This is a genomic window from Kitasatospora sp. NPDC087861, assembly GCF_044742585.1.
Taxonomy (GTDB): domain Bacteria; phylum Actinomycetota; class Actinomycetes; order Streptomycetales; family Streptomycetaceae; genus Kitasatospora.
In genome coordinates, this window is the sequence record NZ_JBIUUS010000032.1 from 41,004 (window position 1) to 60,738 (window position 19,735).

The window sequence follows — 19,735 nt, forward strand, 5'->3', positions numbered from 1 at the left end:
CCGAGCGCGTGCGGGCCGCCACCGCCCGCACCTCGCAGGCGCCCCGCCCCCTCGGGTCGCCCGCAAGCCAGCCCGCCCCGCCAGCCGCGTCCCCAACCTCACGGGTCAGAACAGCTAGTGCCGCATCAAGCAACCTTTGCCCTGTCGGTGTGGCGGTTGGGCAGAGCTGACCGACGCCGATTGGGCAAGGTCATCTGCTCCTATCCTGTGACGCATGGCTGATGACATGGAGATGAAGAGCTACCGCCATGAAACTGTGGAGCTGACGGTCGGGGAACTGCGCAAAGCTCTCAGCGAATTGCCTGCCGATGCTCCGCTGCGGATCGATGTGCCGCTGCGTCCGCGGTCGGGTGAGATGCGCGACTCGGTCGACTCGGGCGTCAGCCACTTTGTGGTGAGCGGAGTCGTCCTACATGACGCCGACTACCTCCGACAGGACGAGGTGGTCCTGCAAGCGGACTTCTACTCCGAGTGGTAAGTCCGCCCGGTCGAGCCGGGAGCCGAAGGGTGACCGGGGTCCTGGCGCGATGGCAGCTCAGGCGACGTTCGCCCTGTTGACCACTGCTCGTAGGCGTTCGTCGGCGGCGTGCTTGTTCCGCCAGATGATGTAGCGGCGGATCATGCTGCCCTGGGCCTTGTGGCTGGGATGGTCGGTGCCGTCGAGGGCGAAGTAGCGCAGGGCGGTGAACTGGGCCTCGATCCGGTTGAGTCAGGAGCTGTTGGTCGGGGTGTAGGCGATCTCCACGTTGTTCGCCGCCGCCCACGTCCCGACCCGCTGGCATCGCTTCGTCGTCAGATGCGGCGAGTAGTTGTCGCAGACGATCGCGATGCGCGTGTCTATCGGATGCAGTGAGCGCAGGTAGCGGCAGAACTCCAGAAACCTGGAGCGGTTCTTGGTCTTCTTGATGTGGCCGTAGAGCTGGTCCTTGGCCAGGTCGTAGGCGGCGAACAGGTGCCGGACCCCGTGCGGGCGGGTGTAGGTCGCCCGTCGGCGCGGTCGCGGCTCGCGGTCGGGATCCCTGTGCCGGCCGCCGCGTTCGGCCCGCTGCCGGCCTGGGTGGGGCTGGAGATTGAGCGGCCCGAACTCGTCCATGCAGAAGATGACTTCGGGCTCGCCTTCCTCGGGTATGACCTCGCCGTCGGCGATCGCGTAGAGGTGCTCGACGCGGGCCTTCTTGGCCGCGTAGTCCGGGTCGCGGGAGGTCTTCCAGGTCTTCACGCGTTGAAAGGAGACGCCCTCCTCGCGGAGCAGGACCCGAAGGCCCTCGTGGCTGATGTCGTCGACCACCCCCTCGGCGACCAGGAAGTCGGCCAGCTTGGCCAGGCTCCAGGTCGAGAAGGGCAGGCCGTGCTCGGCCGGCTTGGACTTGGCGATCTTCTTGATCTCCCGGCGTTCCGGAAGCGTGAACGTCCTTGAGCGGCCGCCATTGTATTTCGGGTAGAGGGAGTCGAAGCCGTCCGCGTTGAAGTTGTGGACCACGTCGCGGACCCGGTCCGCGCTGGTGAACGTCACCTCCGCGATCTTCGCGACCGGCATGCCCTGCGCGGACAGCAGCACCATCTGGGCCCGTCGCCAGGTCACCACCGACCCGGTGCCTCTGCGGACGATCCGCAGCAGGCGCCTGCCCTCGTCGTCATCGATGTCCCGCACTCTCACGCGTTCAGCCACGTGATCATTCTGACCGCCCGGCGCCACCGACCGTAGCAGCCGGGCGACTCGTCAGAAGAGGGCCAACGTTGCCTGATGCGGCACTAGGGCCCCTCTTTCGGATCTTGCCGCGCGCGCTACTGGCAGGCCCCGAGTGTTCGCAGATCACCGTCGGGCCGGCGACGGTAATCGGATTCTCAGAGAAGAACCGGGGCTTCGGGGCGGCACCCTCCCGTGACCGTTTTTGATCAGTTTGACGCGGAACCGGTTCCCTGTTCAGCGTCAGTGTGTCCGGCTAAACGGGGAGGATTGCGTGGGGCCTTCCAGGGAGACCGACGACCGGTCGGCGCGCTACGTTTCTTCGCAACGGCCCTACCCCACACGGGGGTTGCCTCGCCCGGTGTCATCACCACCGGACGAGGCTGTCAGGCCAGCCATGGAGGTACGCCTACCTATGTACGACCGACCTGCTCCTGGACGGGCTCTGCCCGAGGTGTTTGCTCACGCTAGCAGGGGCAGCGGCCCCTTCGCGGGATTGCGCGGAGTGCGCGCCATCCGCGGTGCGGTGCAACTGCACGCAGCCCTCGCCCCGTTGGTGCTCACGTGGGCGGTTCTGTCGCCCGTCGAGGCGGAGTGGGCGCGCACGGCGTTGATCCTCGGTGTACTGAGGATGTGCCGCAATACCGGCTTCGATTGGATCTGGGTCCGCGGTTTCTGAGCCCGCCCTCGCAAACCGGTCCGGGCACATAAGGGCACCCGGACCGGCCGCCGCGCCCACCCTCTTCCGCGCCGCTGTGCGCGCCTTCGCGCCCCCCTGCTGCGGCCGGGCGCGTTCCTCCCGACATCGACGCCGAACGGAGCCCTCGTGTCCCTAACCCCTGTCGGCTACGCCGCGTTCGTTGAACTGCACTACGGTCACTACGAGATGTACGCGCGGGCGCGCTTGGGCGACGCCGGCCTCGCCGAGCAGGTCGTCGCGCTCGTTCTGCGCAGGGCGGAGGCAGACTGGGCGTGGGCGCTGCGCGACGATCCTGCGGCCTTCACCTGGCGGGCCCTGCGCGAGGCCGTCTCCGTGGCCTGCAAGAATGCGCCGACCTCCCCTTCGGATGCCCTCCACCGCGTCATGCCTGCCCGGGCCGCCGATGCCGCGCTGCTGCACGAGTTCCTCGGCCTGGAACCGGCCGCCGCGGCCGCACTGATGGGGCTGGATGAACCCGCCGTCCACGTCCAGCTGAAGGCCGCCCGTCGCTGGCGGACCGGCCGCGATTCCATCGGGGGCGCCTGACACCGTCGACCGACCCGACAGCCTGGCGAACCGGCCCCGAATGCTCCGGTTGGCCAGGCTCTTTGCCATGTCTTAACCGCCTTCACCCTCACGTGTGGTTTCGACACTTCGGATCACGGCATACTATGACGCAGCGTCATACTTGATCGTTGGCACTGAAGTTCGCATCACGCAGGGGGTAGCGGGTGAACCGGAACGAAGCCAACGATTGGCAAGAGCCTATTGACAGGGCCAGGCCAAGTGCGGCTCGCATGTACGACTTCCTGCTTGGAGGAAACCGCAACTACCCGTCCGACCGCAGGGCGGTCGAGGAGCTGCTGAAGACCGCACCGAGCAGCCGTGAACTGGCGCTCAACAACCGCAGCTTCCTGATCCGTGTGGTCAGGCACATCGCCGAAACCTACGGGATCAAGCAGTTCATCGATCACGGCTCGGGCCTGCCCACCCAGAGCAACGTCCACGAGGTCGCCGAAGCCATCCATCCGGACGCGCGCGTGGTGTACGTCGACAACGATCCGATGGTCCTCGGCTACGGCAGAGCCGTTTTGGACGAGAGCCCGAACGCGGTGATCCTCAACGCCGACATGGCGGACACGCCCGCGATAGTGGCCAGCCTGAAAGGCAGGATCGACCTGGCCGAGCCGGTTGCCGCACTCTTCGTCTCCGTACTCCACTGCGTCCCCGACCGGGACAACGGCGACCCGAAGGCGATCATCGAACGAATGGTGAGCCTGCTCGCCCCGGGCAGCGTCGTGGTGGTCTGTCAACTGGTCAGCGACGACGCCACCGTCCGCGACACCGTAACCGAGCTGATGCAGCAGCAGACCGGCGGCAAGTGGGGGCGCGTGCGCACAGAGGCCGACGTCCGCGGCTTCTTCGAAATCGACAGGCTCGTCGTCGAGCCCCCCGGCCTGGTGGACGTCACCGACTGGTATCCCGACGCTCAGGCGCCCGCCCGGCAGGCGACCTTGGAGTGGATCGAGTTCGGCGGGCTCGCCCGGGTCGTCTGACCCGAACGCGCCCGCCCGTTTCGCGGGCCCGGCTCTGCTACTACAGGCGGAGCTGGGCCTCCATCAGGGCGTTCTCGATGAGCCGGCGGCTGTCGCGGTAACCGGGAGCCCTCATGAGCACGTTGTCGATGAGATCGTCGAGGTCCACGTAGTCGGGGTCGGCCACCTCGTTGACCCCGGGGAGCGAGCCGCGGTGGAAGGACGCAGTGCGGCCCGCCTCGTTGTAGATGACGTCGGGGACCGCGTCCGCGAGCTCCTTGCGGAACCCGAGACGGGCAAGGGTGCTCACCGGGACGGCCAGGGGAGCCCGCGCGGTCATCACCCGGATGCCGACCGGCAGGGCCCGGTTCTCCACGAGGCCGAGCAGCTCCTGCAGCTGGTCGATCAGCACCTCCGGGTGGCCGAAGTCCGCGTAGAGCAAAGCCTCCTCGATGAAGAACCGACCCTTGGGCTGATCCGTGATCAGCCGCCCCGCGAACCGGGTACGGCGCTCGGCCCGCAGACCGACGACCACTTCCTGCAGACCGGCGTCCCTCAGGCTGGCCGGCAGGGTGTAACGGGTGACGAGCCTGGAGTACGCCTCGGTCTGGAGCTGGCCGGGGATCGCATTGCGATCCACCACGAAGAATTCGGTAGCTGACTCCTCCAACGAGGTAAGCCGGAGCATCGAGTCGGGCACCACCTCGCGGTGCCCGCTGCGGAACCTCGACGCCCAGCCCTCCTTCGACGCGGCGAACGCGAGGGCAGTCAGGTGGTCGTGGTGGGTGCCCGGCGCAACCTTCAGGGCGTCCAGGATGATGGACACGATGTGCGGCTTGTCGATCCGCACCTCGCCGCGTTCAAGACGGCTGTAGTACGACGTGCTGACCCGCTTGTTAGTCGCCTCCACCACCTCGCTCTGCGTGCGGCGCCCGCGCGCGACCTCCAGGTGGGCGCCCAGGAGCAGGCCTGCCTCCGCCCACGGCCGGTCCGCGCCGCCCCCGCGGCCAGAAATGAATGTGTCGACGGCCATTGGCCCCCCAGGTGCTTTATCCCAACCTTTGAGCTAACCGGATGAGTTTCGCACGAAGGGGGCCCGGCCGTCACATCAATCAGCTAAGACGGGAATCCGTCGTCCGCTGAAGATCAAACCGCCAGATGATCGAATTCCCCGTTACGGGCACCGTCCAACAGGGCAGAGATCTCGGCGCGAGTGAAAACCAGGGCCGGACCCCCCTGGTGCCGGCTGTTTCGGACCGCCACCTCACCGTTGTCCAGCGAGCGCAACTCCACGCAGGACCCGTTGCTCACGCTGCGCCTGGCCTTCTGCCATGGACTCTTGGCCTTGATGGTGTCCGCCGCCATGCCGTTGAAGATCTCCATCGTGAGCCCTCTTTCATGATCGAACGACACCCCACTCCCATTGATCATATTAATGGGAAGCCCCTGTCGGGAGGCCCGCGAAATCCCGCACGGGATTTCGCGGGCCGAGCGAGAAGAATCATTCCTCGTTGCTGGCGGAAAACGCCACTACACGATCGAGTGAATGCCGGTGAAGTTTGCACATCTATGACGGAACTATGATCGCATCCATCGGCGCTTCATCGTGGAACCCGTATGAAGGCGGCGAATCGCTAAGGCACCCCGGCCGGCCCCGGCCCGGTCAGCACCACCGTCCAACCCCGGGCGGCGCACTCGCGTAGCAGCGCGGCCCCACCGGGCAGCCCGGGCCGCCAGTCGGTAGAACGGAGCCGCCGAGATCACCGTCATGGCCACCGCTTCCGTCGACGGCCCACGGGCACACCGGCCCGCAGGCCCGCAGGCCCGCAGGCCCGCAGGCCACGCACCGTACGCGCCCTTCCAGGTTAGGCCGCTCCCCGCCCCACCGCGCAGCCTGTCACCGGCCGGCTCGGCGGCGGGCGTAGTCCGCGATCCGCACCACCTCCGGACGGGCGCCGAGCGGGGTGCGTCCCGGGCGGTGACCGGTGTCCGCACTTACGCTGTGGTGAGACGTTGCCACACGATGGAGGCGGCCGTTGTCGGCCGCGGGTGGTCGACCACCTGCCTCCGTGGCGCGCCGCCTGGCGTCGGGGTGAAGGAACTCGCCAGAGCCTGTCGATCCACGTGACCACGACGAGCCGTGCGGGAGAAACCGATGGACGAGACCCTGTGGCCGGTCGGGCCGCCCCGGCCGAAGGGGACGGCACCGCGCGTCGCGCTCGTCAACATGCCCTTCACGTCCGCGCGCAGTCCCTCGATCCAGCTCGGGCTGCTGACAGCGGTGCTGCGACGGCACGGTGTCCCCGCGACGTCGCTTTACTTCAACCTGGACCTGGCCGCGTCGCTCGGTTGGGACCTCTACGAGGTCCTGTGCAACGACCGCACCCTCCTGCTCGGCGAGTGGCTCTTCTCCCGCGCCGCCTTCCGCGCGGACGCGCACGACGCCTCCGGCTACGTGGAGGCGCTGCGGGGTGATCTCGGCGAGCACCTGCGGGCGATGGACCGCGACGTCAACTTCTTGCTGGACCTGCGGGAGCGGGTGCTGCCGGGGTTCGTCGAGGAGTGCGTTCGGCGGGTCGACTGGTCCGCCTTCGACGTGGTCGGCTTCTCCTCGATCTTCGAGCAGAACTGCGCCGCGCTCGCGCTGGCACGGCGCCTCAAGGAGGAATTCCCCTCCCTGGTCACGGTGTTCGGCGGCGCCAACTTCGAGGACGAGATGGGCCTGGAATACGTACGGGCCCTGCCCTGGATCGACTACGCCGTCATCGGCGAGGGCGACGAGGCACTGCCCGCACTCGTCCGGGCACTCGCCGACGACGGCGACCCGACGACCGTACCCGGCGTCGCCACCCGCGCCCCGGACGGCGCCGTCCGCTTCGCCGGACGAGCACCACAGGTCACCAACCTCGACGTCCTGCCCGAACCCGACTACGACACCTACTTCACCACCGCCCAGCAACTCGGACTGCCCGCCGGCACGAACGGCCACCGGGTCAGCCTGCCCTTCGAGACGGCGCGAGGCTGCTGGTGGGGGGCCAAGCACCACTGCACCTTCTGCGGACTCAACGGCCTCGGCATGGCCTTCCGCAGCAAATCCCCCGAACGGGCCCTGCGCGGCATCGACGAACTCGCCGAACGCTACGCGGTCTACCAACTCGTCGCCGTGGACAACATCGTCGACCTGCACTACATCGAGGGGGTCTTCGACCGGCTCGCCGAACTCCGGCGCGACTACACCTTCTTCTACGAGACCAAGGCGAACCTCTCCCACGAGCAGATCCGGCGACTGGCCCGGGGCGGCGTCCGCCACCTGCAGCCCGGCATCGAGAGCCTGAGCACGCACGTGTTGCAGCTGATGCGCAAGGGCACCACGGCCGTCCAGAACGTGCGCGCCCTCAAGTGGGGCCGCTATCACGGGGTCAGCATGCACTGGAACATCCTGGTGGGGTTCCCGGGCGAGCGGCCCGAGGACTACGAACAGCAGCTGGCGACGGCCCGGTTGGTCCCGCACCTGCAGCCACCCGAGTCGCTCGGCAGGATCTGGCTGGAGCGGTTCAGCCCCAACTTCACGCAGCGAGCCGAGCTGGGCATCGTCAACGTCCGGCCCGAGCAGGCTTACGCCTTCGTCTATCCGGACGCCGTCGAGCTCGACCGCATCGCCTACTTCTTCTCCTACGACGCGGTCGAAACCGTGCCAGCGGCTGCGCACGAGGAGTTGGCGAGCTACCTTGAAGATTGGCAGCAGCGGTGGGCGAGCGACCAGCCGCCCTACCTGGTCTACCAGCGAGGTGCCGGCCGGCTGACCGTCACCGACGGTCGCGGATCCGGTCCCGCGCAGGTCCTCTCGTTCGATGAACTCGCGGCCGCGGTCTACGAGTGCTGCACGCCCGCCGAACACAGCGCGTCCCGGATCGTCGACCTGGTCGGCGAGGCGTCGGACGTCGAGGCCGACCGGGGCGCCGTGCAGGCGGCACTGGACGAGTTCACCGCACTCGGCCTGATGCTGCGCGAGAACGACCGGTACCTGAGTCTGGCGCTGCCGATCAATCCCAACTGGTGAACGGACCGGCGTCCGCGCGGTACCGACCCCCAGCCGGAACCGAACAACCCATCACCCCCCTACATCGTCCGTAGAGAGGCCCGTCGAAGGAGGAACCCGTGTCCGATCCGAATGTCCGCCAAGTCAAGGTCACGGCGGAAGACATCGACGCCGTCAGCCAGAAGCTCGAGTCCTTTGCGAAGGGGCTGCCGCCGGGCGAGCAGAACGTCCTGCAGTGGCTCCTCGGCCGGGCCGCGTCCGCCGGTACGCAGAGCGCGAACGCGGACCCGGCGGAACTCACACCGGCGGCGCAGCCGGGATTCCGCGCGCAGCTCGACGACTCGCTCGGCATCGCGCAGTTCGACCGGCTGAGGCCCGGCTCGGCCTTCGCCGGCAGCACCATCGGCGTGACCGGCACCGTGATGTTCTGACAATCGACCGGCCTTGCCCCGTGCGGTCCGTCGACCGGCGCGCCGCACGGGGCAGGGTTGCGCGCGACCACCGACCCCGGCCCCTCGCCCAGGCCCGGGCCGGACGTGCGGGAGAGGAGTCCCGATGGCCCAACTGACGCATTCCGGCCTCGCGATGACCGACATCGGCCGTGTTCTCGGCAAGCTGCGCGCCCTGCAGACCGACCTTCCGGCGGGCGAACGGCAGGCGATCGAGTCGCTGCTGCGGGCCGCCGGGGTGGTCGAGCGGACACCACTGCAGTACAACCCGTTCCTGCCCGGGGTCCACGAGGATCCGTACCCGCACTACCACCGGCTGCAGGCCGAGCATCCGGTGCACTGGAGCGAGACCATGCAGTCCTGGGTGGTCTGTCGGTACGCGGACGTCGTGACCGCGCTGCGCGACCCGCGGTTGTCCCACCGGACCGGCTACCGAACCGTCCTGGCCAACGTCCCGCCGGCCGAGCACGCCGGCATCGCGCAGGTCACCCGGTTCCTCGGCCGGCTGCTGAACGAGATCGATCCGCCCGAGCACACCCGCCTGCGCCGCGCGATGATGCGGGCGTTGGCCACCGCCGGTCACCAGTTGCCGCCCGCCCGGCTGGAATCGATCGCCCACGGGCTGATCGACCCGGTCGTGGCCCGGCACCGCATGGACCTCGTCGCGGACCTGGCCCACCCGCTGCCGGCCGTCGTCGGCGCCGAGCTGCTGGCTATCCCGGCGGCGGACCGCTCGCACTTCGGCCGTGACGTCCACGACATCGTCCACACCTTCAGCGAAGGATTCAGCGGCACTGCGGCCATGGCCGACGGCGAAGCCGCCGTCGACAGCCTGATCAGCTGTCTCGCGCACCTCCTCGCTCGGCGGCGCGCGCGGCCCGGACCGGATGCCCTCAGCGCGCTGCTCGCCGTCGACGGGCTCACCGACGACGAGCGGGTGCTCGTCGCCGCGAACCTGATCCTGGGCCTGCACGAGAACGTGACCCACGCCATCACGCTCGGGCTGAACACCCTGCTGCGGCAACCGCTGCCAGCGCAGCGCCTGCTCCGCGGGCCGGACCGGCTCCCGACCGCCGTCGAGGAGATGCTGCGGCACGAAGGCACGGCGCCCATCCTGTCGCGGGTCGTCCGGGAGGACACCGTCATCGGCGGCGTCCACCTGCCGCAGGGCGCCCCCGTCATCCTGCTCATCGCCGCCGCGAACCGCGACGCGGACCGCTTCCCCGCGCCGGACCGGTTCACACCCGACCGGTCGCCGAACCCCCACATCGCGTTCGGACTCGGCAAGCGCGCCTGCCCGGGCGCCACGCTGGCCCGCCGGATCGTGCACGCCGCGATCGAGGCCACACTCACCAGGCTCCCGGGCCTGCAACTCGACACCGCCGCACCACTGGTGTGGCGGGAGGAGATCAACATCCACGGTCTCTCGACGCTGCCCGTGGCGTTCTGACCCGGAGGGACGGTGCCAGATGACAGCAGGGCCGCTTCCGCCGACGACCCCGGCCCCCTCCGGCCGCACGGCCGCGCAGAAGGCGATGGTGGCCGACGGCTACCGGGACGTCGCCCGCGGATGGCACCGCTGGCGACGCGAGTTCAGCACCGCCGGCGCCGCCGTCACCCGCGCCGTCGTCGAGGCCGCCCGGCCACGGCCCGGCATGCGGGTGCTCGACCTCGCCTGCGGCGTGGGGGAGCCGGCGCTCACCCTGGCCCCGCTGGTCGGGCCGTCCGGCCGCGTCGTCGCGACGGACCTGGTCCCGGAGATGGTCGGCTACGCCGGGGAGGCCGCGGCGAAGGCCGGCGCGGCGATCATCTTCGGCGTCGCCGACGCGGAGAGGCTGCCGTTCTCCGACGCGTCGTTCGACCTCGTCACCTGCCGGAACGCCGTCATGCACTTCCCCGATCCGGGCCGGGCCCTCGCCGAGGCGCACCGGGTGCTGCGGATTGGCGGCCGGATCGTCCTCACCGCGCTCGGACCGCCGCGCGCGACCCCGGCCGTCCGCGCCACCATCGCCGTCATCCTTCGGCACACCCCGCCTGGACCACCGGCACCGGCACTGCCCGACCCTTACGGATTCGCCGTCCCCGACACCCTCGGCGCCCTGCTCACCGCGACCGGATTCCGCGACGTCCAGGCGCGGACCCTCGCGGCGCCGTGCCCGTGGCCTGGCACCGCGGAGGACTTCTGGCAGGCCCTGCCCGACCACGCCTGGAACCTGCGGCCGATGCTCGACCGTCTGGCACCGGAGGCCCGCCGACAGGTCGCCGAGGAAGCCGTGGCCGCCCTGCGACGGTACGAGTACGACGGCGTCCTCCGCCTCACCGCGCCGACCGTCATCGCCCACGCGACCCGTTGAACCGGAGCCCATCCATGGCACACGTCCACCCGGAGCAGGTCCGCCTCGACCCACCGGCCGCCAGGCGCCAGATCCGGCTCGCCCTCGTCAACATGCCCTTCGCGTCCTCGCGCCGCCCTTCGATCCAGCTCGGCCTGCTGCGGGCCGTCCTCGGCCTGGACGGCGTCCGGGCCGAGTCGTTCTACTTTAACCTCGAACTCGGCGCGGCCATCGGCTGGGAGCGCTACGAGGCCCTCTGCCACACCCGGGACGTGCTCCTCGGTGAATGGCTGTTCGCCCCGGCCGCCTTCCGGGAGCTGGCCCCGGCCCACGCGCGGTACACCGCCCACCATCCGTCCGAGATCCGCGAGGTGTGCGCCGAACTGGGGTGCGACGTCGACTTCCTGCTGGACCTGCGGGAGCGGGTGCTGCCGGGGTTCGTCGAGGAGTGCGTTCGGCGAGTCGACTGGTCCGCCTTCGACGTGGTCGGCTTCTCCTCGATCTTCGAGCAGAACTGCGCCGCGCTCGCGCTGGCACGGCGCCTCAAGGAGGAATTCCCCTCCCTGGTCACGGTGTTCGGCGGCGCCAACTTCGAGGACGAGATGGGCCTGGAATACGTACGGGCCCTGCCCTGGATCGACTACGCCGTCATCGGCGAGGGCGACGAGGCACTGCCCGCACTCGTCCGGGCACTCGCCGACGACGGCGACCCGACGACCGTACCCGGCGTCGCCACCCGCGCCCCGGACGGCGCCGTCCGCTTCGCCGGACGAGCACCACAGGTCACCAACCTCGACGTCCTGCCCGAACCCGACTACGACACCTACTTCACCACCGCCCAGCAACTCGGACTGCCCCGAGTGGTCCGCGGGCAGGTCGTGGGCCTGCCGTTCGAGACGGCGCGGGGCTGCTGGTGGGGGGCCAAGCACCACTGCACCTTCTGCGGACTCAACGGCCTCGGCATGGCCTTCCGTAGCAAATCCCCCGAACGGGCCCTGCGCGGCATTGACGAACTCGCCCGCCGGCACCGCACGTACGCGTTCCTGTCCGTCGACAACATCCTCGACCAGCGCTACATCGGCGAGGTGTTCGGGCCGCTCGCCCGGCAGCGCAAGGACTACACGTTCTTCTTCGAGGTCAAGGCGAACCTCTCCCGCGAACAGATCCGAACGCTCGCCCAGGGCGGCGCCCGCATCGTCCAACCAGGGATCGAAAGCCTCAGCACGCGGCTGCTGCACCTCATGCGCAAGGGCACGACCGCCCTCCAGAACGTCTGCTTCCTCAAGTGGGGCCGCTACTACGGCCTCACCGTCGCCTGGAACCTGCTGCTCGGCTTCCCCGGCGAACAACCGGACGACTACCGACGACAGATCGAGGTCATACGGCTCATCCCCCACCTGTGCCCGCCGGGCTACGTTGGCCGGATCCGGCTGGACCGTTTCAGCCCGTACTTCACCGACCCGCAAGCCGTCGACATCCGCGCCGTTCGGCCTATCCCCGCCTACGGCGACACCTATCCGGACACCGTCAACCACGACGCCATCGCCTACTTCTTCGCCTACGACGCCCCCACCGCCCTGGACGAGCGGGCCTACGGAGAAGTGAAGGAGACCGTCCTGGCCTGGCAACGCCGGTGGGAGGGCTCGTCGGTGCCGTCCCTCGTGTACCAGCGGGGCGCCGACCGGCTCGTCGTGACCGACTGCCGGTACGGCACGCCGCCGCGCACCACCTCCCTGCGCGGGATGGAAGCCCAGGTGTACGAGGCCTGCACCTCGGCGCCCCGTTCGGCAACGGGAGTTCTTCGGCTGCTGCTCGAACAGCACCCGGAACCGCCGCATCCGGAGCCGTACCCGACACCGGACGCCGTGCAGCGCGTGCTCACCGGGCTCACCGAGCAAGGGCTGATGCTGGAGGACGAGGGCCGGTACCTCGGCCTGGCCCTACCGATCAATCCGAACTGGTAGCTCTCCGGCCGCACGCGGGAGCCTCGCCCTCCACCGACGCCCGCGCCGACGGGAGTTCGAGTCGGGTGGGGTTAGCGCGGGCGGGTCTACCGGCCCGCCGCTCTGCACCCCACCTTCTCCGGGACGGCGGCGCCGTCCTGCGCCCGCGCTGTCACCGGCCGGGGGCGATCCACTCGACCAGGTGGAGCAGCCGGTTGAGGGCGTCCTTGGAGTGCGTTCGGTGAGGTTGACCATGAGCTGGAAGACGACCTTCAGCAGGGCCGGGTTGCCGAGCCCGGCGGCGCCGGCCGCGCCGAGCAGCCGGGGGCGGCCGAGCAGGTCGGCGGCGAGCCGGCCGAGCGCGAAGTAGCCAGCGTAGGCGGAGCGCAGGGCCTGCGGGTAGGCGCGCAGGGCGAGTTCGCGGCCGCGGTCGGTGCGGCGGGCGAGTGCCTGGACGGCGGTCTCGGCGGCGAAGCGGCCGGATTCCATGGCGTAGGCGATACCCTCGCCGGCGCCGGGGCTGACGGTGCCGCCCGCGTCGCCGACCAGCAACAGGCCGTCCGCGTAGTGGGGTTCGCGGTTGAGGCCCATGGGCAGGGCGGAGCCGCGGATGGGTTCGGTGACGGCCTCGGGGGTGTAGCCGTACTCGGGCGGGAGCCGGTCGCACCAGCGGCGCAGCAGGTCGCGCCGGTCGAGGTCGACGCCGGCGGTGTCGAGGACGCCGAGGCCGACGTTGGCGGTGCCGTCGCCCATGTCGAACACCCAGGCGTAACCGGGCAGGTGGAGGGGCCTACGAGCTGCGCCTGGGACGTGGCCTTGGCTGGCGTCATCGACCAGCGGGAGGTCTCCGGGGAGTTCGCGGCGGCCGCCAGGCGCCGCCAGTTGGATCAGCTACGGGACGCCTCCGAGGTAGTCTCCAAGCGGATCACCAGCGGCACCGCTCACGCAGCCCGCGGGTCGGTCTTCGTGACCTCTCAGGAATTCCGAGCAGCGTACGCTGCTGCCGACGATGCATGAGCCGAGAGCGAACTGCCGCACCACTGCCTGAATACTTCCGGCCGCCCGAGTGGGTTCAGTGGGGGTAACGTGCCCCTATGGTCTTCGTCAAACGGCTGCGGTCGTCGGGGGCTGATAGAGGGTGCCGTCGCGGAGCATGGCGAACAGGACGTCGATGCGTCTGCGAGCGAGGGCCACGAGGGCAGCGACGTGGTGCTCGCCCTCGCATCGTTTTCGGTCGTAGTAGGCGCGTGACTCCGGCTGGGACAGCGATGCGAACGCGGCCAGATAGAAGGCTCGTTTGAGCTGTTTGTTGCCTCGTCGGGAGGGGTGTTCGCCGCGGATGGACGAGCCGGAGGCGCGGGTGACGGGCGCCAGGCCGGCGTAAGCGGCGAGGTGGCCGGCGCTAGGGAAGGCACAGGCGTCGCCGACATCGACGAGGATCCGGGCGGCGGTCCTGACCCCGATGCCGGGCATTGAAGTCAGGACCGGGGAAAGAGGGTGGGCCTCCAGCAGTTCCTCGATCCTCGCGGCGAGGAGTTTGCGCTGGTCGAGGACCGCGGTGAGTGAGGTGGCGAGGCTGGGAACAATCAGCGCGGCGGCCTCGGTCCCGGGGACGACGACGGTCTGCTCGTCAAGGGCGGTGAAGATGTCCTCGACCAGGCGCTCGGCCACCCGCGGGGCCTTGGGCCGCAGCAGTGTGATCAGTCGCCGCCGGCCTGCCTTCCTCAACTGGGCTGGAAATCCGTGCCGTTCGAGCAGGGCAAGGACCGCCGGGTGGTCAAGTCGCGGGCCCAGGACGCGTTCGATTGACGGATGGATCTGGGTGAGCAGGCCGCGCAGACGGTTCTTGATTCTCGTCGACTCACCCGCGAGGTCGTCGCCGAATCCGGCGATCATCTGCAGCTCAGCGACGGTCTCGTCGCCCGGCACCAGGTCGCGCAGGGTGTGCGGCATGGTGCGGGCGGCGTCCGCGATGACGTGCGCGTCGCGGGCGTCGGTCTTCGCTTCGCCGGAATAGAGGTCTGCGATCCGGCGCATGGTCAGGCCGGGCAGGTAGGCGATGCGGCAGCCGGTGTCGCGGGCGACGGCCAGCGGCAGGGCTCCGATGGTGGCCGGCTGGTCGACCACCACCAGCACGGTCCCGTGCTTGGCCTGCAGTTTCGTGAACAGCGCACGGAGCCTGGGCTCGCTGTTGGGCAGTGCCTCGTCGAAGATCTTCTTGCCGGCCGGGGTGAGTGCGGTCGCGTGGTGCTCACCCTTGCCGACGTCCAGACCGAGATAGACGTCGGTGCCGTCGGTGCTGGTCAATGCCCCTCCCCAGGCTTCGCTTCTTCCCGGCCCTGCGGCATCAGCGTGCCGGCATCCACGTTACGAAGAGCCTGCCTCACCCAGGTGTGGGATCGGCGCTCAAGCCCGAAATCAGCGGTCTGCCAATGCCTCCGGTACTCGGCGGCACCACCTTTTCGATCATGATCGACGGGGGCCACAAGTCATACCGAGCCCGGAGGCCGGGAGCCCCGTTGCGGGGCCGTGAAAACGGTAACGGGGCCGCAGACAGGGACGAACTGGAAGATCCGGGCCGCTCGCAGACGCGCCAGGCCCTCGGCCGGTTCCGGGGAGGGCTGACCACGAAGGTCCACCTCGCCGTGGCCGGCCGGGGCCTGCCGCTGTCGATCGTACTTACGCCCGGCAACATCAACGACGCCACCGCCTTCGGCGAGGTCCAGGACGGGGTCCGCGTGCCGCGCGTCACAACGGGCTGGCCCCGCACGACGCCGGCGCGAGTGCTGGGCGACAAGGCGTATTCCAGCCGGGCGATCCGCCACCTGCTGCGGCGCCGGGGTATCGCCGCCACGATCCCCGAGCGCCGCGACCAGGCGGCCAACCGCAAGCGGCGCGGGAGCCTCGGCGGCCGGCCACCCGCCTTCGACAAGGAGATCTACGAGACCGGAACGTGGTCGAGCGATGTTTCGCCCGCCTCAAGCAGTTCCGTGCGATCGCGACCAGGTTCGACAAGCTCGTCGACCGCTACCGAGCAGGAATCGTCCTGGCCTCCCTGATCCTCTGGCTCCGCGAACCAGCCAGATGATCATTTGTCAGACAGGCCTTAGCCGCCGGTCAGTTCGGCTCCCGGTCGTGGTGGGCGCCCGGATTGGTGGCGCCCACCATGCGGGCCAGCTCTTCCAGGCTCAGCTCCACCCGCCGCCCGTCCGTCAGTCTCGCCTCCACCGCCTTGTCCTGTTCCCGCTCGGCGCGGCTCACCGTGCGCACGGCCCACTGGCCGTCAACGATCACCGCGCCGTCGCCCATCGTCCAGGCCCGCCCCGAACTGCGGATCTTGCGCTCCAGCGCCGCCATGTCCCGGCCTCTGTTCGGCACCAACGCCTCCGTCCCCCTTCGACCCCGTACGGCCCAACGCCGTAACCCTGCTTCAGCACCCGGGGGCCCCGATCCATTCCCGCCCGGTTCGCCCAGGGTGTGACTGCGACCGATACGTTGCGAGCCCCCAAGAAGCGAAAGCCCAGGTCGCGGACCTGCTGCGAGTTGTAGTTTGCGAGCCTCTGCGACCGACAACTTGCGAGTCCACGGCCCCGAAGCCCCTCGCCGGTGCTGAAGCAGCAGGTCAGGGCGGGGCGACCCAGTGACTCGCAAGATGCCGTTCGGATTCGCGATGTAGCGGTCGCAGTCACACAGGGCAGAGTGCCGAACCCGGGAAACGACTACGAACTTCGGGACGCTGCATGTCAAAGTACTCGTGTCGCCGAAACCGCAGGTCAACGAAGGGACCGGCCCCGTGAACACCCCCAGCAGCCTCCTGCCCGCCCCCGTCCGCCCGAGCGCCGAAGACCGCTCCTGACTCACCGCCGACCACAGCGCGGAGCCGGTCCTCGCCCTGCTCGCCGGTCTCGGCTGGCCGATGGTCGACACCCCCGAGGCCAACGTCCACTGCACCAGCCCGGACGGGCGCGTCTACGTCGGCTGGCTGCCCGAGGACCCCGGCGCCTGGAAGCGCGGCATCGTGTGGCGCATCCAGGTCCAGCCCACCGACGCCGCCGCGTGGACCCAGGAGTTCGGCGTCCACACCCCCTCCGAGGCCGTCGCCGGATTCCTCGCTGCGCTCATCGCCGCCCCCACCCGCTGACCTGCGCCAACTCCCGTCTTCGGAGGACTTGTTGCCCACACCCCGACTGGACCACCGCATCGCCCACGGCACCGCGCGCAACCCGCTCGGCCTCGCCCTGGCCGACCCGCACATCACGTGCGCGGACGGCTTCTGCCTCTCGGTGCTCGCCCCCGACCCCTCCGACGTGTTCCTGCTGCCCGCCCTGACGCTGGAGGTCGGTTTCCCCACCCGGCGCCCGAACCGTGGGCCCGCTGGCGCGACTACCTCGAGCCCGGCGCGGAGGAGGGCGACCCCACCGAATCCGTGTTCCTGAACGTCCCGGTCGCCCTGGTGCGGGACCTGATCGAGGCTCACGGCGGCGAAGCCCCGCCCATTCCACGCCAACGCTCCTAACCGGCCACCCCAGCACGCCACTTCGACGAAGGAGACCACCTTGACGATCACCATCGACCTCGCCCGTATCCCCGGCCCGGCCATCGCCGCCCTCGGCCTGGCCAACGCCTTCTCCGTCCCGCCGCAGTCCGCCGCCTTCGCCCTCGGCCTCGCCCTCAGCGCGAGCGGCCTGCGGCTGGCCTTCGACGACGTCCACCAGAGCGGCCTGCGTCGCGACGCCCGTGTCGTCGCCCAGCTCGCCAAATCGCCCGATGGCGCACGGGTGCGCCAGATCGGCACCGCCCTCGGCCTGCGCGACGGCGCGGTCGCCAGATCCCTCGCCCGCCTGGCCGACGACGGCCTGGTGCTCCTCGCCGCCGAGGGCGAACCGCTGCCCCTGCGCTGCTACCGCCTGGCCGACTGAACCACCGATGCCCCGGCCCGGGGCACCCCACCACGAGGGACACCGCCACGAACACCCACCGCGTCGACTTCCACCCCCTCATCGTCACCGCCGCCACCGAACACCGCGCCTCCCGCCACGTCCTCGCCAGCCCGGCCCTTCGGATCGTCCGCGCCGACGAGGTCCGCCCCGGCGACCTCGTCGTCTCCGCCTTCACACCCGCCGGACCGGGGCGCTACCGCCGCTCTGACTACTTCGCCTCCGGGCCCTACCCGGCAGATCCCGGGCCGTACGACCCGACCTGCGGATGCGGCGTCTGCGGCCTGCCCGAGGTCGAGGGCCCGCAAGGCACCGTCGTCCTCACCCGGGGCTACCCGTGGGAGAGCTGCGACCCGTGGCCCACCGACGAACCCGTCCTCGTTCTCCCCAGCGACCGACACCGCGCTCACCCGCGTGAGGTTTCCCGGCTCGACCCGCAGCACCCTCTCCGCCCCGACACCCGATAGGCCACATCACTCCGAGGAGAAACCGTGCCCCAGTACCTGACCGTCGCCCACCTGATCGCCCAGCTCCAGACCGTCGACCCGAACCTGCGGGTGCGCCTCGCCGTCAACCCGGACTGGGCCTTCGCCCACTACATCGGCACGGACGTCGTCGTCCACGACGGGATCGCCTACCTCGCCGAGGACGGCCAGGACAGCTACCTGCCCGCCGCCGTCCGCGACGAACTCGCCTGGGCCTGAATCACCGCCTTCCCCAAAGGAGACCCGCATCCCGACCACCCGCCGCCGCGCCCGCCCGCAGCCGCTCGACCGCATCGCGCTGCACCCCGTGCCACCGTGGGCGAGCGGGGCACTCGTCCGCCGCGTCCCCGCCGACCCCGGCCAGCCGATCGAAGTCCTCTGGCTCCCGGCCACCGCGTCCAGACTGCCCTTCGGCCGCATCCTGCTGCGGTGGGAGAAGGCCCCCGAGGCAGGCTGGGACGTCACCGCCCGCCTCGGCCTCGCCACCACCGACGTCCACCTCGTCACCTGGCCCGCCGCCCCCGACGACTGGCCCCGCCTGGTGCGCCCCACCCTTGACGAGGTCACCGGCCTGTGCTCCGCCCTCACCGTCGCCACCGCCGCCCTCGAACTCGCCAACCGCCTCGCCGACTCCTGAACACCACCACACAAGGCCGCCCCGCGCCGACCAGGCCGGGGCGGCCTCGCCGTACGCCCACCCGCACAGCGGCGCGTACGCTCGTCACCGAAGCACCGAGGAAGGACACCCGCATGGCCGACGACCAACAGCTCTGGGGCTACGCCGAGGTCGCCGCGCACCTGGGCATCAGCGTCGGCGCCGCCCGCAACCGCCGAAACCGCGGCACCCTGCCCGCCCCCGACGACACCAGCATCCCGGACCGCCCCCGCTGGAAGCTCTCCACCTTTCAGGACTGGAAACCCCTCGGCCAGGGCCACCGCAGCGACCTGCACGACAACCAGGCAGAGCCCGCCTCCGGCTGACCGGCCGGCAACCACCCCCTGTACGGGCACAGAGAGGACCACCAGCCGATGCCCGACCACCCGGCCCGCCGTCCTGCCCCGCTGATCGCCTGGTGCTCCACCGCCGCGATAGGCGCCGCCACCGCGACCGGTGCCGCGGTGACCGGCACGTACACGGTGTGCGCCATAGGGCTGTTCGTCCTCGGCGGCGGCGCGCTGGCCGCCTACCACACCGTCCGCGCCAGCGAAGACCGGACCGACCACGCCGTCCTCGAACACCTGCGGCGCGACCCCGGTCTTACGCCGGAGGCTCTCGCCGCCGAGCTCAGCCTGCGCCCGGCCGCTGTCCGGCTCAGCCTCCACCGACTGGTTGCTGCCGACCAGCTCCCCACATCAGCATCACCTCCCGGCCCGGGACGCTGACCTGCAGCGAGAAGGACCGCCACCGAACTGCTTGGGTGGCGGTCCTTCTCGCTGCCTGGCCTATACCGGCGGAGGGTGCTTATTCCTCGCGTGCCGTATTCCCTTGGGTGCGATCAAGGTGATGGTCGAGGGACCAGTGCCACCCTCGTCGTGTGCTGCCCAGGCTGGCACTCTTCCGGGGGATTGACCTGCTGGTTCGCCGACAACCGGACACGTGGCACGGTACATCTGATGGCGCGAGAGA

Annotated in this window: 21 protein-coding genes and 2 pseudogenes; 17 read left to right on the top strand and 6 right to left on the bottom strand. The window is 70.1% G+C overall.

From position 1 onward, the window contains the following. The first annotated feature begins 214 nt into the window (after positions 1 to 214). Entirely contained in the window at positions 215 to 478 is a 264-nt protein-coding gene (locus ACIOJE_RS32520) for a DUF6225 family protein (RefSeq protein ID WP_280683848.1), read from the top strand. Positions 479 to 535: 57 nt separating this feature from the next. On the opposite strand, the pseudogene ACIOJE_RS32525 reads toward ACIOJE_RS32520, so the two are convergent. Continuing rightward, a pseudogene (locus ACIOJE_RS32525) lies at positions 536 to 1,669 on the bottom strand (IS630 family transposase). Between the two features lie 523 nt (positions 1,670 to 2,192). Here ACIOJE_RS32525 and ACIOJE_RS32530 point away from each other — a divergent pair. The 3 genes from ACIOJE_RS32530 (at position 2,193) to ACIOJE_RS32540 (ending at position 3,943) form a co-directional block, all read left to right on the top strand. Further along, positions 2,193 to 2,366, top strand: a complete 174-nt coding sequence (locus tag ACIOJE_RS32530) for a hypothetical protein (RefSeq protein ID WP_280683844.1) — start codon at positions 2,193 to 2,195, stop codon at positions 2,364 to 2,366. Positions 2,367 to 2,513: 147 nt separating this feature from the next. Then, complete coding sequence (locus ACIOJE_RS32535) at positions 2,514 to 2,933, top strand: hypothetical protein (protein ID WP_280683842.1); 420 nt, start codon at positions 2,514 to 2,516, stop codon at positions 2,931 to 2,933. A 185-nt stretch (positions 2,934 to 3,118) separates the two neighbouring features. Continuing rightward, positions 3,119 to 3,943: an SAM-dependent methyltransferase gene (locus ACIOJE_RS32540; protein ID WP_400781164.1), complete on the top strand. Its 825-nt coding sequence runs from the start codon at positions 3,119 to 3,121 to the stop codon at positions 3,941 to 3,943. 40 nt (positions 3,944 to 3,983) lie between these two features. Here the strand turns inward: ACIOJE_RS32540 and ACIOJE_RS32545 are convergent, their stop codons facing one another. Together ACIOJE_RS32545 and ACIOJE_RS32550 are read right to left on the bottom strand one after the other, a co-directional pair. Further along, positions 3,984 to 4,955: a Scr1 family TA system antitoxin-like transcriptional regulator gene (locus tag ACIOJE_RS32545; RefSeq protein ID WP_280683840.1), complete on the bottom strand. Its 972-nt coding sequence runs from the start codon at positions 4,953 to 4,955 to the stop codon at positions 3,984 to 3,986. A gap of 113 nt (positions 4,956 to 5,068) precedes the next feature. Then, on the bottom strand, positions 5,069 to 5,305 hold the full coding sequence (locus ACIOJE_RS32550) for a DUF397 domain-containing protein (protein ID WP_280683838.1): 237 nt from the start codon (positions 5,303 to 5,305) through the stop codon (positions 5,069 to 5,071). A 772-nt stretch (positions 5,306 to 6,077) separates the two neighbouring features. Between ACIOJE_RS32550 and ACIOJE_RS32555 the strand changes: the two genes are divergently transcribed. From ACIOJE_RS32555 to ACIOJE_RS32575, 5 genes are all read left to right on the top strand, one after another. Then, on the top strand, positions 6,078 to 7,982 hold the full coding sequence (locus tag ACIOJE_RS32555; RefSeq protein WP_280683836.1) for a RiPP maturation radical SAM C-methyltransferase: 1,905 nt from the start codon (positions 6,078 to 6,080) through the stop codon (positions 7,980 to 7,982). A 98-nt stretch (positions 7,983 to 8,080) separates the two neighbouring features. Further along, positions 8,081 to 8,392, top strand: a complete 312-nt coding sequence (locus ACIOJE_RS32560; protein WP_280683834.1) for a hypothetical protein — start codon at positions 8,081 to 8,083, stop codon at positions 8,390 to 8,392. A 124-nt stretch (positions 8,393 to 8,516) separates the two neighbouring features. Next, on the top strand, positions 8,517 to 9,860 hold the full coding sequence (locus ACIOJE_RS32565; protein ID WP_280683831.1) for a cytochrome P450: 1,344 nt from the start codon (positions 8,517 to 8,519) through the stop codon (positions 9,858 to 9,860). Between the two features lie 19 nt (positions 9,861 to 9,879). Then, the gene (locus tag ACIOJE_RS32570; protein WP_280683830.1) at positions 9,880 to 10,764 is read left to right on the top strand and encodes a class I SAM-dependent methyltransferase; all 885 of its coding nucleotides are present in this window, start codon (positions 9,880 to 9,882) and stop codon (positions 10,762 to 10,764) included. Positions 10,765 to 10,778: 14 nt separating this feature from the next. Then, on the top strand, positions 10,779 to 12,707 hold the full coding sequence (locus ACIOJE_RS32575; protein WP_280683828.1) for a RiPP maturation radical SAM C-methyltransferase: 1,929 nt from the start codon (positions 10,779 to 10,781) through the stop codon (positions 12,705 to 12,707). Here ACIOJE_RS32575 and ACIOJE_RS32580 read toward each other — a convergent pair. Further along, positions 12,684 to 13,439, bottom strand: coding sequence for a hypothetical protein (locus ACIOJE_RS32580; protein WP_280683827.1), 756 nt, complete (start codon positions 13,437 to 13,439; stop codon positions 12,684 to 12,686). The genes ACIOJE_RS32575 and ACIOJE_RS32580 overlap by 24 nt on opposite strands. A gap of 351 nt (positions 13,440 to 13,790) precedes the next feature. Further along, positions 13,791 to 14,993 (bottom strand): IS110 family transposase, encoded by a 1,203-nt coding sequence (locus ACIOJE_RS32585; RefSeq protein ID WP_280683825.1) that lies wholly within the window; start codon positions 14,991 to 14,993, stop codon positions 13,791 to 13,793. A gap of 296 nt (positions 14,994 to 15,289) precedes the next feature. On the opposite strand from ACIOJE_RS32585, the pseudogene ACIOJE_RS32590 reads away from it, so the two are divergent. Further along, a pseudogene (locus ACIOJE_RS32590) lies at positions 15,290 to 15,796 on the top strand (IS5 family transposase); the annotation flags it as partial. A 7-nt stretch (positions 15,797 to 15,803) separates the two neighbouring features. Here ACIOJE_RS32590 and ACIOJE_RS32595 read toward each other — a convergent pair. Continuing rightward, entirely contained in the window at positions 15,804 to 16,064 is a 261-nt protein-coding gene (locus ACIOJE_RS32595; protein WP_280683823.1) for a hypothetical protein, read from the bottom strand. A 538-nt stretch (positions 16,065 to 16,602) separates the two neighbouring features. On the opposite strand from ACIOJE_RS32595, the gene ACIOJE_RS32600 reads away from it, so the two are divergent. From ACIOJE_RS32600 to ACIOJE_RS32630, 7 genes are all read left to right on the top strand, one after another. Further along, positions 16,603 to 16,827, top strand: a complete 225-nt coding sequence (locus tag ACIOJE_RS32600; protein ID WP_280683821.1) for a DUF317 domain-containing protein — start codon at positions 16,603 to 16,605, stop codon at positions 16,825 to 16,827. A 31-nt stretch (positions 16,828 to 16,858) separates the two neighbouring features. Then, the gene (locus ACIOJE_RS32605; RefSeq protein ID WP_280683819.1) at positions 16,859 to 17,122 is read left to right on the top strand and encodes a hypothetical protein; all 264 of its coding nucleotides are present in this window, start codon (positions 16,859 to 16,861) and stop codon (positions 17,120 to 17,122) included. A gap of 120 nt (positions 17,123 to 17,242) precedes the next feature. Continuing rightward, entirely contained in the window at positions 17,243 to 17,605 is a 363-nt protein-coding gene (locus ACIOJE_RS32610; RefSeq protein WP_280683816.1) for a MarR family transcriptional regulator, read from the top strand. 509 nt (positions 17,606 to 18,114) lie between these two features. Next, positions 18,115 to 18,327 carry a hypothetical protein gene (locus ACIOJE_RS32615; protein ID WP_280683814.1) on the top strand — a complete coding sequence of 71 codons (213 nt, stop codon included), beginning with the start codon at positions 18,115 to 18,117 and terminating at the stop codon, positions 18,325 to 18,327. Positions 18,328 to 18,415: 88 nt separating this feature from the next. Further along, a complete protein-coding gene (locus ACIOJE_RS32620; RefSeq protein WP_280683812.1) occupies positions 18,416 to 18,745 on the top strand; it encodes an esterase in 330 nt (109 codons plus the stop codon). A 113-nt stretch (positions 18,746 to 18,858) separates the two neighbouring features. Then, positions 18,859 to 19,089, top strand: a complete 231-nt coding sequence (locus tag ACIOJE_RS32625) for a MarR family transcriptional regulator (RefSeq protein ID WP_280683809.1) — start codon at positions 18,859 to 18,861, stop codon at positions 19,087 to 19,089. 48 nt (positions 19,090 to 19,137) lie between these two features. Continuing rightward, a complete protein-coding gene (locus ACIOJE_RS32630; RefSeq protein ID WP_280683807.1) occupies positions 19,138 to 19,491 on the top strand; it encodes a winged helix-turn-helix domain-containing protein in 354 nt (117 codons plus the stop codon). The last annotated feature ends 244 nt before the right edge of the window (positions 19,492 to 19,735 follow it).

Excerpts from the sequence above, each read along its gene's own strand:
- ACIOJE_RS32580 (WP_280683827.1), bottom strand. The coding sequence starts at position 13,439 with ATGGGCGACGGCACCGCCAACGTCGGCCTCGGCGTCCTCGACACCGCC.
- ACIOJE_RS32565 (WP_280683831.1), top strand. The coding sequence starts at position 8,517 with ATGGCCCAACTGACGCATTCCGGCCTCGCGATGACCGACATCGGCCGT.
- ACIOJE_RS32550 (WP_280683838.1), bottom strand. The coding sequence starts at position 5,305 with ATGGAGATCTTCAACGGCATGGCGGCGGACACCATCAAGGCCAAGAGT.
- ACIOJE_RS32575 (WP_280683828.1), top strand. The coding sequence starts at position 10,779 with ATGGCACACGTCCACCCGGAGCAGGTCCGCCTCGACCCACCGGCCGCC.
- ACIOJE_RS32625 (WP_280683809.1), top strand. The coding sequence starts at position 18,859 with ATGGCCGACGACCAACAGCTCTGGGGCTACGCCGAGGTCGCCGCGCAC.
- ACIOJE_RS32520 (WP_280683848.1), top strand. The coding sequence starts at position 215 with ATGGCTGATGACATGGAGATGAAGAGCTACCGCCATGAAACTGTGGAG.
- ACIOJE_RS32600 (WP_280683821.1), top strand. The coding sequence starts at position 16,603 with ATGGTCGACACCCCCGAGGCCAACGTCCACTGCACCAGCCCGGACGGG.
- ACIOJE_RS32545 (WP_280683840.1), bottom strand. The coding sequence starts at position 4,955 with ATGGCCGTCGACACATTCATTTCTGGCCGCGGGGGCGGCGCGGACCGG.
- ACIOJE_RS32630 (WP_280683807.1), top strand. The coding sequence starts at position 19,138 with ATGCCCGACCACCCGGCCCGCCGTCCTGCCCCGCTGATCGCCTGGTGC.
- ACIOJE_RS32555 (WP_280683836.1), top strand. The coding sequence starts at position 6,078 with ATGGACGAGACCCTGTGGCCGGTCGGGCCGCCCCGGCCGAAGGGGACG.
- ACIOJE_RS32570 (WP_280683830.1), top strand. The coding sequence starts at position 9,880 with ATGACAGCAGGGCCGCTTCCGCCGACGACCCCGGCCCCCTCCGGCCGC.